Annotated in this window: 11 protein-coding genes; 5 read left to right on the forward strand and 6 right to left on the reverse strand. The window is 70.5% G+C overall.

From position 1 onward, the window contains the following. Positions 1–28: 28 nt before the first annotated feature. Both OG928_RS17430 and serS read right to left on the reverse strand, forming a co-directional pair. Positions 29–826: an HAD family hydrolase gene (locus OG928_RS17430; RefSeq protein WP_406284650.1), complete on the reverse strand. Its 798-nt coding sequence runs from the start codon at positions 824–826 to the stop codon at positions 29–31. Next, the gene (gene serS / locus OG928_RS17435; RefSeq protein ID WP_406284652.1) at positions 823–2,100 is read right to left on the reverse strand and encodes a serine--tRNA ligase; all 1,278 of its coding nucleotides are present in this window, start codon (positions 2,098–2,100) and stop codon (positions 823–825) included. The genes OG928_RS17430 and serS overlap by 4 nt, the downstream gene beginning before the upstream one ends. 159 nt (positions 2,101–2,259) lie before the next feature. Between serS and OG928_RS17440 the strand changes: the two genes are divergently transcribed. Together OG928_RS17440 and OG928_RS17445 are read left to right on the forward strand one after the other, a co-directional pair. Next, complete coding sequence (locus OG928_RS17440) at positions 2,260–3,075, forward strand: phosphatase PAP2 family protein (protein WP_406284653.1); 816 nt, start codon at positions 2,260–2,262, stop codon at positions 3,073–3,075. A 30-nt stretch (positions 3,076–3,105) separates the two neighbouring features. Next, the gene (locus OG928_RS17445; RefSeq protein ID WP_406284655.1) at positions 3,106–4,764 is read left to right on the forward strand and encodes a diacylglycerol kinase family protein; all 1,659 of its coding nucleotides are present in this window, start codon (positions 3,106–3,108) and stop codon (positions 4,762–4,764) included. Between the two features lie 22 nt (positions 4,765–4,786). Here OG928_RS17445 and pheA read toward each other — a convergent pair whose 3' ends face one another. Next, positions 4,787–5,734 carry a prephenate dehydratase gene (gene pheA, locus OG928_RS17450; RefSeq protein ID WP_406284657.1) on the reverse strand — a complete coding sequence of 316 codons (948 nt, stop codon included), beginning with the start codon at positions 5,732–5,734 and terminating at the stop codon, positions 4,787–4,789. A 115-nt stretch (positions 5,735–5,849) separates the two neighbouring features. Here pheA and OG928_RS17455 point away from each other — a divergent pair, with 115 nt between their 5' ends. Further along, positions 5,850–6,617: an ABC transporter permease gene (locus OG928_RS17455; RefSeq protein WP_406291049.1), complete on the forward strand. Its 768-nt coding sequence runs from the start codon at positions 5,850–5,852 to the stop codon at positions 6,615–6,617. Here the strand turns inward: OG928_RS17455 and OG928_RS17460 are convergent. Next, positions 6,587–7,384 carry a BRO family protein gene (locus OG928_RS17460; protein ID WP_406284659.1) on the reverse strand — a complete coding sequence of 266 codons (798 nt, stop codon included), beginning with the start codon at positions 7,382–7,384 and terminating at the stop codon, positions 6,587–6,589. The genes OG928_RS17455 and OG928_RS17460 overlap by 31 nt on opposite strands. 705 nt (positions 7,385–8,089) lie before the next feature. Here OG928_RS17460 and OG928_RS17465 point away from each other — a divergent pair. Together OG928_RS17465 and OG928_RS17470 are read left to right on the forward strand one after the other, a co-directional pair. After that, positions 8,090–9,721, forward strand: a complete 1,632-nt coding sequence (locus tag OG928_RS17465) for an alpha/beta hydrolase (protein WP_406284660.1) — start codon at positions 8,090–8,092, stop codon at positions 9,719–9,721. Beyond that, a complete protein-coding gene (locus tag OG928_RS17470; protein WP_406284664.1) occupies positions 9,718–10,215 on the forward strand; it encodes a hypothetical protein in 498 nt (165 codons plus the stop codon). The genes OG928_RS17465 and OG928_RS17470 overlap by 4 nt, the downstream gene beginning before the upstream one ends. Here OG928_RS17470 and OG928_RS17475 read toward each other — a convergent pair. Both OG928_RS17475 and OG928_RS17480 read right to left on the reverse strand, forming a co-directional pair. Further along, positions 10,190–12,259, reverse strand: a complete 2,070-nt coding sequence (locus tag OG928_RS17475; protein WP_406284666.1) for an FGLLP motif-containing membrane protein — start codon at positions 12,257–12,259, stop codon at positions 10,190–10,192. The genes OG928_RS17470 and OG928_RS17475 overlap by 26 nt on opposite strands. A gap of 130 nt (positions 12,260–12,389) precedes the next feature. Then, positions 12,390–13,142: a TetR/AcrR family transcriptional regulator gene (locus OG928_RS17480; RefSeq protein WP_406284668.1), complete on the reverse strand. Its 753-nt coding sequence runs from the start codon at positions 13,140–13,142 to the stop codon at positions 12,390–12,392. Positions 13,143–13,221: the final 79 nt, after the last annotated feature.

The following is a 13,221-nucleotide window of genomic DNA, read 5'->3' on the forward strand; positions in this document are numbered from 1 at the left end:
GTGCGGACCCCGTCGCGGGTCGCGAGGGTCAGACGTCCGGGAAGAGCCGTTCGAGGACGACCGCGACGCCGTCCTCCATGTTGGAGAGGGTGACCTCGTCGGCGACCGCGAGCAGTTCCGCGTGCGCGTTGGCCATCGCGACGCCGTGCGCGGCCCACTTGAACATCGTGACGTCGTTGGGCATGTCGCCGAACGCGATCGTGTCACCGGCCTTGCGGCCGAGCCGGCGCGCGGCGATCGACAGGCCCACGGACTTGCTCAGCCCGATCGGCAGCAGCTCGACGATGCCGGTGCCGGCGTGCGTGACGTCCACGATGCCCGCGCAGACCTTCCGCGCGAACGCGGTGAGTCGGTCGTCGTCGTACTCGTCGTGGTGCAGGTAGAGCTTGAGGATCGGCTCGGACCACAGCTCGTCGCGGTTGTCGACGGTGTGCACCGGCAGCGGCGAGGTGTACCGGTAGCCGTGCTCGATCACGACCTCGCCCGCCAGGCCGTCCCGGCTGACCGCGAAGCGCACGCCGTCCAGCTCCTCGGACAGCCGCTCGACCGCGAGGCGGGCCAGTTGCCGGTCGAGCGTGACCGACGTCAGCAGCCGCTCCTCGCCCGCGTGGTAGACCTGCGCGCCCTGCCCGCACACGGCGAGCCCCCGGTAGCCGAGCGAGGCGAACACCGGCAGCGTCCACGCCACCGCGCGACCGGTCACTATGACGTGGTTCGCGCCCGACGCGGTGACCCGCGCGAGCGCCGCGCGGTTGCGGGCCGAGACCGTATGGTCCTCGCGCAGGAGCGTGCCGTCGAGGTCCGTCGCGACCAGCGAGAAGGTCACGCCCGCACCGGTTCCAGCACCTCACGGCCGCCGAGGAACGGGCGCAGGGCCACCGGTACGACGACCGAACCGTCGGCCTGCTGGTGGTTCTCCAGGATCGCCACGATCGTGCGCGGGACCGCGCACAGCGTGCCGTTGAGCGTGGCGAGCGGGCGGGTGCCCTGCTCGTCGCGCATCCGCACCTGGAGCCGACGGGCCTGGAACTCCGTGCAGTTGGACGTGGACGTGACCTCGCGGTACTTGCCCTGGGTCGGGATCCACGCCTCGATGTCGAACTTGCGCGCGGCCGACGCGCCCAGGTCGCCGGACGCGACGTCGATCACCCGGTAGGGCAGTTCGAGCCGGTTCAGGAACTCCTTCTCCCACGCCAACAGGCGCCGGTGCTCCGCCTCGGCCTCCTCGGGCGCGACGAAGCTGAACATCTCGACCTTGTCGAACTGGTGCACGCGGATGATGCCGCGGGTGTCCTTGCCGTACGTACCGGCCTCGCGGCGGAAGCACGGCGAGAACCCGGCGTAGCGCACCGGCAGTTCGGCGGCCGGGAGGATCTCGTCCATGTGGTACGCCGCGAGCGGGACCTCGGCGGTGCCCACGAGGTAGTAGTCGTCGGCCTCCAGATGGAACACGTTCTCCGCGGCCTGGCCGAGGAAGCCGGTGCCCTCCATCGCGGCCGGGCGCACGAGCGCCGGCGTCAGCATCGGCGTGAAGCCGGCCTCGGTCGCCTGCGCGATCGCCATGTTGACCAGCGCGAGTTCGAGCAGCGCGCCGATGCCGGTCAGGTAGTAGAAGCGCGAGCCGGACACCTTCGCGGCGCGCTCGACGTCGATCGCCTTGAGCATCCGCCCGAGCTCGACGTGGTCGCGCGGCTCGAAGCCCTCGGCCGCGAAGTCGCGCGGCGTGCCGATCTCCTCGAGCGTGACGAAGTCTTCCTCGCCGCCGATCGGAGCGTCGGGGTCGATCAGGTTCGCGAGCGCCTTGAGCAGCCGGTCGGTGTCGGCCTTGGCCTCGATCTGCTCCGCGTCGGCGGTCTTGACCTCGGCCGCGAGCGTCTGGGCGCGGGCCAGCAGCTCCTGCCGCTCGTCGCCCTGGGCCTTGGAGACCTGCTTGCCCATCGTCTTCTGCTCGCTGCGCAGCGCGTCGAAGCGGGAGCCGGACGACCGGCGGCGCTCGTCCGCCGCGAGCAGCGCGTCGACGATGGTCTCGTCCTCGCCGCGGGCGCGCTGCGAAGCGCGGACACGGTCGGGATCCTCACGGAGCAGTCGCAGGTCGATCACACGCAAAGACTACCGGGGCCTCGCCAACGCATTTTCGCGAGCGCGGGCGATACGTGGGGGCGAGGTACCGAGAGCCGCGTGGGCGATGTCACGAGCCGGGCACGCGCGATGCGCGGTGGAGGTGCACGTACCGCCGGGCATTCGGGTTATGAATGGGGGATGACCTCCACCGTCGGCTGGGCCAAGAGACGCTTCGACCCGGATCGGCGGTTCGGTCTCAGACTGACCCTGGTCGCGTTGGCCCTGTTGGTGGGCGCGGTTCCGTTCGCCCTGCTCGCGCTGCTGGTGGAGACCAAGTGGTCGCCGCTGCTCGACGTCGACAAGGACGTCGCGAAGAGCCTCAACGACTGGGTCCGGGCGCGTCCCGACTGGCAGCACGCGCTGCGGATCCTCAGCGACTGGGTCTGGGATCCGAACATGTACCGCGTGCTGGTCGCGATCATGTGCGGGTGGCTGTGGTGGCGCGGCGCGCGCCGGCTCGCGGTGTGGTCGGTGGTGACGCTGGTCATCGCCGGTCTGCTCGGCGCGCTGCTCAAGCTCGTCTTCACCCGGGCCCGGCCGAAGCTGCCCAATCCGGTGGACCACGCGGGCGGATGGTCGTTCCCGTCCGGCCACGCGTTGATGGGAGTGGTCGGACCCGGGGTACTGCTGCTCGCGCTGCTGCCGCTGGTCCCGCGCGCCTGGCGGCCGGTCGCGTGGGTGGTGGCGATCGGATCGGCTGTGGGGGTCGGCTTCACCCGGGTCGCGCTCGGCGTGCACTACGTGACGGACGTGGTCGGCGGGTGGGTGCTCGGGCTGGCGGTGCTCGCCGCGACGTCCGCGGTGTTCGAGTGGTGGCGTCGGGACGCGGGGCTGCGGCACGTGGACGCGACGAGCGAGGGCCTGGAACCGGAGATAGAGGGACACGACGAAGATCCGGAGATTCCGCACAATAGGCCCGGAACCGACGGGCACTCCTCCGATCCCCGGAACTGAACGATCCGCGGCCGGGTAAGAATGTCGGTCATGCTGACCGAAGCAGGACGGTTCCTGCGCCGTATCGTCCTGCCACTGCTGATATTGACGCTGGTCCTGGTGGGCCTCGGTCTGCTGATCACCCGGACGCTGGACGGGGTTTGGCCGTTCACGGTCGAGGACGACCTGGACCGCACCTTCGCCGAGCACCGCTCCGGCGACTGGAACGCCCTCACCGAATTCTTCTCCACGCTCGCAAATACCGGTGTGATCATCGCCACGACGCTGCTCGCGGCCGTCGTGGCCCGGATCGTCGGACATTCGTGGCGCGGCCCGCTCTTCCTGGCCGGCGCGGTGACCGGACAGGCGCTGGTCTTCTGGTTCGTCCAGCTCTTCGTTTCGCGCGACCGGCCGGACGTACCGCGCCTGGAGCAGGCCGCCGCCACGTCGAGCTTCCCGTCGGGCCACACCGGCGCCGCCTTCGCGCTGTACGGGGGGCTGGCGGTGCTGCTCGCGAGCCGGCTGCACAGGCGCTGGGCGGCCGTCCTGGTGTGGGTGCTGCTCGGCGCGGTACCGCTCGCGGTCGCGGTCAGCCGGATGTACCGGGGCATGCACCACCCGAGCGACGTCGTCACCTCGCTGCTGTACGCGGGGGTGGTGCTGGTCGTGATGAGCCGGGCGCTGCTGTCCCCGAAGTCGGTCTGGGGCCATCCCTCCCGGCAGCGCGGGGCGCCCGCGGGGGCGGACGGCGGGCGGCCGCGCGCGGCCCTGATCGTCAACCCGATCAAGCTCGACATCCCCGAGTCCCGGGCCCGGATCGACCGGATACTGCACGACGCGGGGTGGGCCCCGCCGCTGTGGCTGGAGACGACGGTCGCCGACCCGGGCGCGGGCGTGACCGCGAAGGCACTGGCCGACGGGGTGGACCTGGTGATCGCGGCCGGCGGCGACGGCACGATCCGCGAGTGCGCGGGCGCGATGGCCGGCACCGACACCCCGCTCGCGGTGATTCCGGCGGGCACCGGCAACCTGCTCGCCCGCAACCTGGGCGTGCCGATCGACCTCGCGGACGCGGTGCACGTGGCGCTGCACGGGCGCGACCGGCGGATCGACCTCGGCACGGTGGACCCGGACGACGATTCGGCCGACGACCCGACCGGGACCGGGGGCGGTGAGCCGCGCTGCTTCACCGCGATGGCGGGCATCGGCCTGGACGCGGCGATGGTCGCGGACGCGCCGGACGCGCTCAAGAAGAAGGTCGGCTGGCCCGCCTACGTGGTCTCGGGCGCGCGGCACCTGCGCGACCGGCGGATGCGGGTGACGCTGCGGGTGGACGACGGCGAGCCGATCAAGCGGCGGGCCCGGATGGTCCTGGTCGGCAACGTGGGCGCGCTCCAGGCGGGCATGCAGCTGCTGCCGGGGGCCACGCCGGACGACGGGCTGCTCGACGTCGTGGTGTTCGCGCCCTACGGGATGACGGGCTGGGCGCACGCGACGGTGCGGGTGATAGGCCGACGACGCGACCAGGAGCCGGCCGTGGTGCCGGTCAAGCAGCAACGGCTGCGCCCGATCGAGCACTTCACCGGTCGGCGCGTGGTGATCGAGACGGACCGGCCGGAGCCGCGCGAACTGGACGGCGACCCGATCGGTCCCGGGACCCGGCTCGCGGTCCGGATCCGGCCGGACTCCCTGACGGTGCGCGTCCCCTGACCGGTGCCCGGTGCGGGGCGACTCAGATCTCGCCGCCGCGGGCGCGCGCGAGCCACTCGCTCGCGTTCGCGAACTCGACGTCGGAGGTGCCGCGGCGCAGGATCGGGCGGACCCCGTCGGCACGCGGGTAGGAGCCGAGGAAGCGGACGGCAGCGCACACCCGCCGCAGCCCCATCAGGGCCTCGCCGACGCGGGCGTCGGCCACATGACCCTCGGCGTCCATCGAGAAGAAGTAGTGCCCGAGGCCGTCACCGGTGGGCCGCGACTCGATCCGGGTCAGGTTGACCCCGCGGACCGCGAACTCCTGGAGGATTTCGAGCAGGGCGCCCGGGTGGTCGTCCACGATGTACGCCACCACCGTCGTGCGGTCGGCGCCGGTCGGTGCGGTGGGCCGGTCCGGGCGCTCGACCAGGACGAAGCGGGTGACCGCGCCCTCGACGTCGTGGATGTCGGTGATCAGCGGCACCAGGCCGTACGGCGCCGCGGCGAACTCCCCGGCCAGGGCCGCGTCGTAGCGCCCATCCTGGACCAGGCGCGCGGCGTCGGCGTTGGAGGCCGACGAGTACCAGTGCGCGTCGGGCAGGTTGGCCGCGAGCCAGTTGCGCACCTGCGGCTGCGCGTGCGAGTGGCTGGAGATGGTCTTGATGTCGTCGAGGTACACACCCGGGCGCACCAGCAGCGCGAACGCGATCGGCAGCAGGATCTCGGCGGTGATCACGAGCGGTGCGCCGGTGGCGAGCTCGTCGAGGGTGATCGACACGGCGCCCTCGACCGAGTTCTCCAGGGCCACCACCGCGCCGTCGGCGTCGCCGCGGCGGACGGCGTCGAGCGCGGCCGGCACCGACTCCATCGGGGTGGCCTCGGCGTGCTCCGCGCCGGGCAGCGTGCGCAGGGCGGCCTCGGTAAAGGTGCCCGCGGGGCCGAGGTAGGTCCAGCGGGGCGCGGCGGCGGGCGTGCGGGCGTCGGACATGCCGTCACTGTACTGAGCCGGCCGGCGTGCCCGGGGCCTGTTCCGTGCTGTGGACCCCCGAGCTGCGCGGTACCGCCGGGAGGGTGAGGCTGAGCCTGTGGAAAACGCGGCGACACTGCTCCCGGTGACCCCGACCCTCGGGGTCGTCGCGGTACTGCTCCTGCTCGTCGCCGCGGCGGTCGCCGGGGCGGCCCGGCTCGGGCACGGCCGGGCGGTGGTGGTGGCCGGGGTGCGGGCCGCGGCGCAGTTGCTCGCGGTGTCGTTCGTGATCACGCACGTGGTGGATCGGCTCGGGCTCGCGGCCTTGTTCGTGCTGATGATGTACACCGTCGCGGCGCTGACGGCGGCCGGGCGGGTGACCGCGAACCGGCGGCTGCTCTGGCCTGCGGTGCCGATCGTCACGGCGACGGCGCCGACCCTGGTACTGCTGTGGGCAACCGGTCTGCTGCCGGCCAAGGGCATCGTGCTGATCCCGATCGCGGGCATCCTGATCGGCGGCGCGATGACGGCGACGGTGCTGGCGGGACGGCGCGCGCTGGAGGAGTTGACACAGCGTCGCGGCGAGGTGGAAGCGGCTCTGACCTTGGGTTTCACCGATCGCGACGCCGCGATGGAGATCTGTAGGCCGGCCGCGGCGGGGGCGTTGATCCCGGCTCTGGACCAGACCAGGACGGTGGGTCTGGTGACCCTGCCGGGGGCATTCGTGGGGATGCTGCTGGGCGGCGCCACGCCGCTGCAGGCGGGAGCGGTTCAGCTGTTCGTGTTGGTTGCGCTGTTGCAGGTCCAGGCGGTCGCGGTGACGCTGACCATCGAGTTGGCCGCACGGGGGCGGCTGGTGCGGGCGGCGCCGGGTCAGGGGCTTGCGGGGGGCTCGGGCACGTAGCGGTAGGTCTGGCCGCGGACCGCCGCGCGCATGGTCGAGTCGCTCACGCTGTGTTCGCGGGCGAGCCGGTAGACGGACACACCGTCCCGGGCCCGGCGCCGGCACTCGGCCACGACCTCGGCGCTGAGGCGACGCCGATCACCGGCTGTGGGAAGTTGCACAGACCTGTGGATAACCCTGTGGATATCGCTGTGGAGAACTGGGGTCTCGCTGTGGGTTTCCGAGGTGGGAGGGGGGTCTGTGGATACCGGGGGGAGGCCGGCGGTCAGACGGGCGACGGCCAGGGTGTTGATTTCCACAGCCTTGGTGAGGTCGCCGGTCCGGTCCGCGAGATCGGCGATTGAGCCGATGGCGCGGGAGAGCAGGGCGTCCATGTTTTCGCTGGTGGCGGGGGTGTAGCGGCCGGTACGGCGGATGGTGGGGAGGACGTCGTGGGTGACCCAGCGGCGGAAGGCTTTGGCGTGCGGCTTGTTGCTGCGCATGATCAGTGAGTAGAGACCGGACTCGCTGATGAAGATCATGTTCGGGTTGCCGCCCAGGGTTCCGTAAGAATTGTTTACAGAACCCCCTTGACCTGCGGTTCTCTCGACGCGAATCGTGGTTTTCTCGTCCGGGTCGAGTTTCGTCACCGCCATCCGCGAGTTGGTGTGCGCCAGCACTGTGCACACGTCTGTCGCGCAGAACCACGGGTTGCCGTCGGTCATGACGACGCGCACCTCGTTCTCGCCCGCGTAGGTGAAGATCTCGACCACGTTGTCGTGGCTCATCCCTGCCCCCTCACTCGTTCGGGCCGGCCCGATTGACCATTTGCCCCGATTAATTCCGTAAGGATTTCTTACGGTATTCGCCTGACCTGCGGTTTTGTGGACGCTGCCGGTGATCCTCCCGCTCGAACCGAAGAGGTCGATCCCCCGGCGCGAGTGTGATGCGCTCCCGGCATCTGCTGCCCATTGCTTCGAGCGTCGTGTCCCCCGGACGGCTCAGCGTGTTCGTCCATACGTATGAACGAGTGCAGGGGCGGGCGGGTTACGTGTTGGTTGGCGGCCCTGTTCGCCCTTGGGGGATTCGCGGGATCGGGCGGCCGGCTGATGGTTTTCGGTGGGTATCGTCTGATCTCATTGAGTGATCGGCGGGTCACTGGGAGGGATCTTGGCTGGTGGTGGCGATGGTTCAGGGGGCGGCTCGGCGCGGATTCGGGTCGAGACGGGGGCGTTGCGCCAGGGGGCGGCGGCGGCTCGGGAGGTCGCCGGGGCGCTGCGTGGTGCGGCCGGGGGGCCGAGCGCGGCGGTCGCTGGGTGTCCGGGGTTCGCGGTGGTGGGGGTGGTGGGGACGCTGACGGTGGCGTGGGCGGATCACGTGCGGGGGCTTGGGGCGGCGTACGGCGGGGTCGGTGACGCGTTGGCGGCCAATGCCGATGCGCACGATCGGACCGAGCAGGCGGTCGCGGGGGCGTTCGCCGGGGGTGGGTCCTGATGGTGACGCTGCCTCAGCTGCGGGACGCAGCACTGGGCGGGCTCGATCGGGCGGTGGCCGAGTGGACCGAACTGGCGGCGGCGCTGGACAGGTTGGTCGGGCGCGCCACCACGGGCGTCGGCGGTCCGCTGCGGGCGTCGCACTGGGCGGGCGCGGACGCGGAGGCGGCGGCCCGGGGGTTGGCCGAGCGTGGTGAGCAGGTCAGGGTGGCGGCGCAGGAGGCGCGGTACGTGGTGGCCGTGCTGGACACGGCGGTCGATCAACTTCGCGGCGCGCAACACGACTTGCGGGCGGGGTTGGACGAAGCGGCGGCTGCGGGGTTCACGGTCTTCGACGACGGGCGGCTCGAGGCGGCGGATCCGGCGGCCCGTGCGGACGCGGCGGTGCGGGCACGGCAGTTCGAGTTGGAGCGGCGCCTGGCCGAGCCGGTGCGGAAGGCGACGGAGGCCGACACGCACTGTGCGGAGACCTTGGCCCGCCTGTATCCGACCGGGACGGCCGACTGGGCGGACACGGCAGCGGACGGCGCGTGCGTGACGGCCTTGACCGGCCTGGACCAGGCGACGATCCCGAGGGGCGACCCGGCCGCGGCGGCGAAGTGGTGGGCGGGGCTGACCACATCGGAGCGGGCGATGTACCTGGCGGCGTATCCGGCCGTGCTCGGCGCGTTGGACGGCCTGCCGACGGAGGTCAGGGACCGCGCCAATCGGGTCGCCTTGGCCGAGGCGAAGGCCGCGTTGCTGGCGGAGCTGGCGACGACTCGGGCAAAGCGCGATGCGGCGGACCGGACAGGGGACGCGAAGCTCCGCTTCCGGGTCACGGAGCTCAAGGACCGCCTCGCCGCCATCGAGGCGTTGGAGGCGACGCTGCGCTCCGGCGATGACATGTACCTGATGGGCTTCAGCGCAAAGGGCGACGGCCGCGCAATCGTCGCCATCGGCAACCCGGACACGGCAGCCCACACGGCGGTGTATGTCCCGGGCACGGGGGCGGAACTGGCGGGGATTGGCAGTCACGTCAGCAGGATGCGGAGCCTTTGGCTGGCTGCGCAGCAGGTCAAGGATCCTGGTGAGGTATCTGCGATTGCGTGGGTCGGATACGACGCCCCGGACACGCTTGTGCATGCGATGGTCACGTCATACGCGGATAATGCCGCGCCGGACTTCGTGAGGTTCTTGAGAGGTGTCGGCGTGGCGCAGGGAATTGACTCGAATAATCATGTGACAGTCATTGGGCATAGTTATGGTTCTGTCGTTCTAGGGCAGGCGGCGCATCAAAGTGGGGGTTTGGCGGCGAAGGACATCATTGTTGTCGGAAGCCCCGGTATGCACGTCAAGCGAGCGGCTGATCTTCACGCCGACCCGAAACATGTATGGGTCGGAGCGGCGCAGGGTGATGTCGTTACCGATATTGGATCCGGGGCCCATGCTCCGATCGTCAATCATGGAGGAATTAAGCGGCGAGTCACTCCGGATGACGCGGATTTTGGTGCCAATCGCTTCACGTCTGACGGTGCCAAAGGGCACAGTGAGTACTGGTCAACGAGCCACTCTGCAAGCCTGGACAATCAGGCAGCAATCGTCGCTGGAAACTATGAGGATGTTCGACTCATCTGGGGAGATCGCCCATGAGGCGCTGGTTTTATCTTCTGTCGCTCGCGGGTCTGATTGTCGGATGCTCCGGGGATGCTGGAAAGCATATTGAAGAGAACGATCCGGCCTATGTGCAAGCCCAAGAGTTCTTGCGGGCCGCTTCCAGCAGGATCTTGGATGGCCTGGAAATTCGCGGGAGCCATGAATCCGTGGATACATTCCATGTTTCTGATTGTGAATCCGCACCGAAAGACGAAGAGTCAAAACGGTGGGAAGTGGCGCACTTTTGGCAGGTAGATCATGTCGCTGGTGGCGAGACTCAACCAGCCATTGAACGTCTTCGTCGAAGTCTGGAAAGTCAAGGATGGCACATTGTTGATTATGCCGTTCCACCCGAGGTTAAGAATCCCATGATCAGAGCCGAGGACACCAAATCTGGTTACGTAGTTCGGGCCGTAGCGGTCGAGGACAAGAATCGTGTCGCTGTTCGTGTCTCTGCGCCGTGTTTTACGACGTCGAAGACGGGTTCGTGACTGGCCTGAGGCGGAAGATTGCCCAGAACAAAAGGGAGGCCGTTGCGGCGGTGCCGAAGAGGATGGTGGAGCGGAGCCACATTTCTCGGGTTGCTCCACCCGCGGCGCCCGTGGGGTCCACGAGGACGAGGACGAACAGGAACAGGGCCAGCGCGTAGACCCCGGCCCATGCCCACCGATTCCACTGCCACAACGCGTGCCCGTCCATGAATTGCATCGGCAGCAGCCCGAAGACCAGCCCCACCACCGCGGCCACGAAGCATTGGGTCAGCAGGTCCTCCGCGAAGACCCACCCGAACGGTGCGCCGTCCGACTCGTTCAGCACGTGCGTGACCGGGATCCGCCACACCCACGCGACCACCGCGAGCCCCGCCAGGGACCACGCGCCGAGCGCGACCGCGCGGCCCTCGTCCTCGGGGGACATCCGCCGCAGTCCGGCCGACGTGAAGGCCAGGAACAGGCCGTAGACGTAGCCCGGCGTCAGGTCCAGCAGCCGCGACGCCACCGCCAACACCGCCGCGACGCCGAGTGCTCCCGGGACCAGTCGCGGCAGGGCCCGGATCCGCGAGACGCGGCGCCGATACGCCTCGGCCGAGCCCTCGTACACGAGCACCCCCAGCGGCACTGCCGCCAAGAGCGCCAGCGCCAGCGCGGCCGTTCGCGCGTCCCAGCCCGTGTTCGGCTCGACCGCGACGCAGAACGCCGCCGAGAGCACCACGAAGACCAGTACCTGCAACTCCGGCAGCCGGGGCTGCGAACGCGGTCGCGCCGCCCCCGGCCGCAGGCGGCGCCGGATCCGCATCCGGTTCTGCTCCCACGTCTTGTTGAACAGCTCCGCCGAGAAGCCGAGAACCGGCAGCGCCAGCACCGCGGTCGCGCCCGCCAGGACCACCGGGCGTGGTTCGTCGAACAACGCGCTCGGGCTCGGCAGGTTCGCCGCCGCCTCCGACCGATCGCCGGCCGCCTCCGGAGCCGACGCGGCCGACCCCATCACCGCCAGGCTCACCGCGACGTTGCCGTCGTAGCCGCCGCCCGTCGCACACGCGATGGTCAGCGTCCCCTCGCCGCCCGGGAGTTCACGCGGCACGCGCACCTCGCCGGCGAACCGCCCGTCGGCCCCCACCGGCACCTTCCCCAGCACGGTGGACCCGTGACGTACCGTCAGCTCTCCGGCGGCACCGTCGACCGGTCGACCGCACGTCGCGAACCCGCTGCCCGCGACCCGCAACGACTCGCCGGCCGCGGCCCGGGTCGGCGTCACCGTCAACTCCGGTGCCGGCACCACGAATTCCGTCCGCAGCGTGACCCCGTTGTCGGGCATCCCCGCGCCCTGCGCGAGGCAGCTGATGGTGACCGGCCGCGATCCGCGGTCGGGACCGTCCGGGACGGTGAATCGATACGACTCCGCGTTGTCGCCCTGGATGCTGAGCTGGGTGAGCTCCTGCCCGCCCCAGGTAACGCGCGCGTCGTCGCTCGCGTTCGCGTCCCCGCACCGGAGGTCGGTCCACAGTGTGACCTCGGTACCGGGCAGGCCGGTCGCCGGCTGGAGGACGATTCGCTTCGCGGCCAGGTCGGCCGGTGGCGTCCGAGTGTCCTCGGTCTGGAACTGGTTGATCTCGATCGCCGTCGACGCGATGGCGTCCTTGGCGCCGACACACCGCACGATGATCCGGTTGACCGGCCCTTGCACGTTCGCGTTCCCGTTCGTGCTGTACACCGGGGTCGGCACCGGGTGCCGGAACGCGATCGAGTCCCCGTTCGCGGTGTCCACCGGCAGCCCGGCCGCGAGCAGGTCGAGGTAGCCGCCGGAACTCCCGCCGTTGTCCGAGGCGAGGTACACGTCCACCTTGTTCGCGGGGCAGCCGGTCAGCCCGGTGCCACGGATCGTCACCAGGTCCCCGGGGCGAGCGGGGCCGGGCGGCACGGTGACCGAGGCCGCCCCCGGCGCGGCCGAAGCCGTCGACGCGAACGGAACCAGCGCGAGCGCCACCGCCCCGATCCCCATCGCGAGCGCGGCCCGCGCCCGCAGCAGTGTTCTGTTCATGTTCCCCGTCCCCGTTCCCCGTGGCCGACGACCGACGACCGACGATGATGCCGGCCGGACGCCCGTCCGGGGGCATTCCACCTCGGAGACGGCAATAAGCCGATGGAGCACGCGGATCGACGGCGCCGCCCTACGAGCGCTGGTCGATGTACGACTCCAGGCCGTCGAGGAGGCGCTGTAGGCCGAACTCGAACACGGCCTCGCCGTCCGTCGTGTACGCGTCCTCGGCGAGAGCGGCCAACCGCGGGTAGCGGCCGCTCGCCATCGCGGCGTTCAGGACGGGGGCCTGGGCGCTCCAGAACTCCTCGTCGCTGATGCCGGACCGCTGGGCCGCGTGCACGGCGTTGAGGTGGATGCGGGCCAGCCCGCCGACATAGCCGCCGTCGATGATCGACAGGACGGTCATCTTCTCGCGGTCCGACAACGGGGCGTCGTGGATGGCGTCGAGCGTGATCTCCAGCGCCTCCAGCGAGTTGGGGCCCAGGACCGGTCGGGCCTGATCGACCCCGAGCAGCCAGGGATGCGTGGTGTACAGCCGCCACATCCCGCGCGCGACGTGCTCCAGCGCGCCGCGCCAACCCAGACCCGGCGGGAACTCCGCGTCGCCGGGGCCGTTGACCCGGTCGATCATCAGGTCGAGCAGTTCGCCCTTGCCGGGCACGTGCCGGTAGAGCGACATCGTGCCCGCCCCGAGCTCGGTGGCGACGCGCCGCATCGAGAGCGCGTCGAGACCTTCGGCGTCGGCGATGGCGATGGCGGCGGTGACGATGCGGTCCAGGGTCAGCCCCGGCTTGGGGCCCCGGGTCGCCTTCCGGTCGAGGCCCCACAGCAGTTCCAGGCTGCGGGCGAGGTCGCCGCTTCCCGCGTGATCGGTCGTCGTCATGGTGTCTCCATCGTAGGAGTCCCGGTCCGGGCGACCGCCTTCGGCTAAAAATGGGTACGGCGTACGCATCATCGGGTAC

The organism is Embleya sp. NBC_00896 (assembly GCF_045207785.1).
GTDB lineage: Bacteria > Actinomycetota > Actinomycetes > Streptomycetales > Streptomycetaceae > Embleya.

Bases quoted from the DNA above. Each gene is read 5' to 3' on its own strand.
- OG928_RS17480 (WP_406284668.1), bottom strand. From the start codon at position 13,142: ATGACGACGACCGATCACGCGGGAAGCGGCGACCTCGCCCGCAGCCTG.
- OG928_RS17460 (WP_406284659.1), bottom strand. From the start codon at position 7,384: ATGAGCCACGACAACGTGGTCGAGATCTTCACCTACGCGGGCGAGAAC.
- OG928_RS17465 (WP_406284660.1), top strand. From the start codon at position 8,090: ATGGTGACGCTGCCTCAGCTGCGGGACGCAGCACTGGGCGGGCTCGAT.
- OG928_RS17445 (WP_406284655.1), top strand. From the start codon at position 3,106: ATGCTGACCGAAGCAGGACGGTTCCTGCGCCGTATCGTCCTGCCACTG.
- OG928_RS17470 (WP_406284664.1), top strand. From the start codon at position 9,718: ATGAGGCGCTGGTTTTATCTTCTGTCGCTCGCGGGTCTGATTGTCGGA.
- OG928_RS17440 (WP_406284653.1), top strand. From the start codon at position 2,260: ATGACCTCCACCGTCGGCTGGGCCAAGAGACGCTTCGACCCGGATCGG.
- pheA (WP_406284657.1), bottom strand. From the start codon at position 5,734: ATGTCCGACGCCCGCACGCCCGCCGCCGCGCCCCGCTGGACCTACCTC.
- OG928_RS17475 (WP_406284666.1), bottom strand. From the start codon at position 12,259: ATGAACAGAACACTGCTGCGGGCGCGGGCCGCGCTCGCGATGGGGATC.